This is a genomic window from Microbacterium sp. H6 (assembly GCF_003314775.1).
Taxonomy (GTDB): domain Bacteria; phylum Actinomycetota; class Actinomycetes; order Actinomycetales; family Microbacteriaceae; genus Microbacterium; species Microbacterium oxydans.
The window spans coordinates 5,409-7,494 of record NZ_QOAY01000185.1 but is presented as its reverse complement, the minus strand read 5'-3'; the positions used below and the strand labels follow the sequence as shown (position 1 = coordinate 7,494).

2 protein-coding genes are annotated in these 2,086 nt (G+C 70.6%); one reads left to right on the top strand and one right to left on the bottom strand.

Going from position 1 to position 2,086, the window contains the following annotated elements:
* The coding region (locus DSP71_RS12025) for an aromatic amino acid lyase (protein WP_113681206.1) at positions 1-1,085 on the bottom strand (1,085 nt) is incomplete at its 3' end.
* A 148-nt stretch (positions 1,086-1,233) separates the two neighbouring features.
* Here DSP71_RS12025 and DSP71_RS12020 point away from each other — a divergent pair.
* Positions 1,234-1,971, top strand: coding sequence for an IclR family transcriptional regulator (locus DSP71_RS12020; RefSeq protein WP_113681208.1), 738 nt, complete (start codon positions 1,234-1,236; stop codon positions 1,969-1,971).
* Positions 1,972-2,086: the final 115 nt, after the last annotated feature.

Genomic DNA, 2,086 nt, shown 5'->3' with positions numbered 1-2,086 from the left:
TCGGTGCGACGCTCGGAGACCGAGGCGACGTCGGCGACCGAGATCGCGAGGAAGTCGAGCACAGCGGCGACCGGAGCCCCGTGGAAGTTGCCGTTCGACTCGATGCGCCCGTCGAAGGTGATGACGGGGTTGTCGATCACGCTGGCGAGCTCGCGTCCGGCGATCAGCGTCGCGTGGGCGAGAGTGTCGCGGGCGGCGCCGTGCACCTGGGGCGAGCAGCGCAGCGAGTAGGCGTCCTGCACGCGGCCGTCATCCGGGCCCTTGTGGCTCGCGACCATGGGGGAGTCGCCGAGGAAGGCGCGGAGATTGGCCGCGGACTCGGCCTGGCCCATCTGCGCGCGGAGGGCCATCAGGTCAGCGGCGAACACGGCGTCGGTGCCGAGCTGCGATTCGACCGACATCGCCGCGGCGATGTCGGCGGTGAGCAGGAGCGTCTCGAGGTCGTGCAGGGCGAGCACCAGCATGCCCAGCATGCCGTCGGTGCCGTTGATGAGCGCGAGCCCCTCCTTCTCGACGAGGGTGAGCGGCTCGATGCCCGCAGCAGCCAGGGCGTCGGCTGCGGGGACCAGAGCGCCGGATGCGTCACGCACGTCGCCTTCGCCCATCGCGGCCAGGGCGATGTGGGCAAGAGGGGCGAGGTCGCCCGAGCAGCCGAGCGACCCGTACTCGCGCACCACGGGGGTGATGCCCTCGTTGAGCAGGGCGGCGTAGGTCTCCACCACGACCGGGCGCACGCCGGTTCGACCGGAAGCGAGGGTCTGCAGGCGCAGCAGCTGGAGTCCGCGGACGACCTCGCGCTCGACCTCGGCGCCGGTGCCCGCGGCGTGCGAGCGGATCAGGCTGGCCTGCAGCTGCAGGCGACGGTCGGGGGCGATGAAGGTGGTCGCCAGAGCACCGAATCCGGTGGAGACACCGTAGTGCGGGTTCGGGTCGGCGGCGAGGCCGTCGATCACCCGGCGGGTCTCGGCTACGCGGGCGAGAGCTTCGGCGTCGAGCTGCACGGGGGCATCATGACGGACGACGGCGACGACATCGGCGGGCGACAGCGGGGCCGCTCCGACCAGCACGGGGGCGAGTTCGGTCATGGTTCGATTCCACACCCGAGGCGTCGTGCGGGACACCCGTTCATGGGATGCTTTGTCTGTGATCCCAGACAAAACGACGAGCGCTCAGGCACCGGGGACGCAGGCACGGGTGGCGGACGTCCCGGTGTCCGACGCGCCGACCGCGCAGGTGCCTGCGGCGGAGAACACGCTCCGCATCCTGAGCTATCTCGCCGGACGGCCGGCCCCCGTGGCGGCGTCGGCGATCGCGCGCGAGCTCGAGCTGCCGCGGTCGACGGTCTATCACCTGCTGACCACCTTGGCCGCTCACGGCTTCGTGCTGCACCTGCGCGAAGAGAGACGCTGGGGGCTGGGTACTTCGGCATTCGAGCTCGCCGGCGGGTACACCCGGCAACAGCCCCTGGCGCGACGAGGCCGACCTTTGGTGGCTGCTCTTTCGGACCGGCTGGGGGAGAGCGCGCACCTGGCGGTGATGAGTGGCGGGGACGTGCTGTACATCGTCGAGGAACGCGCACCTCGGAGGCCCGCGTTGGTGACGGACGTGGGCGTGCGTCTTCCTGCGCACCTCACGGCTTCGGGCCGCGCGATGCTGGCAGCGCTCCCCCGGGAACAGGTGCGGGCGCTCTACCCGGACGTCTCGGCATTCCCCGACCGCACCGGCCTTGGCCCGCGGACACCCCGCGAACTGCGTGAGCTTCTCCGGGATGTCCGGGCACGGGGGTATGCGACAGAGAACAGTGAGATCGCGGACGGACTGCGCAGTGTGGGCGCCGCGGTCCTCGATGCCGCGGGCTGGCCTGTTGCAGCGGTGGCGGTGACGTGGGGCCGTGCGGATCTGGATGAGGAACTGCTCACTGTCGCTGTGCAGGAGTGCGCCGCCATGCTCGAGGCGCGCTTGAAGCGCTGAGCCGTGCGGCCACGGTCGCGTTAACGCAGAAGAGCCACCCCGCGAGGGATGGCTCTTCGTGCTTGCATGGAGCACAACGCAAGAAAGCCACCCAGCATTGGGTGGCTTTCTTGTT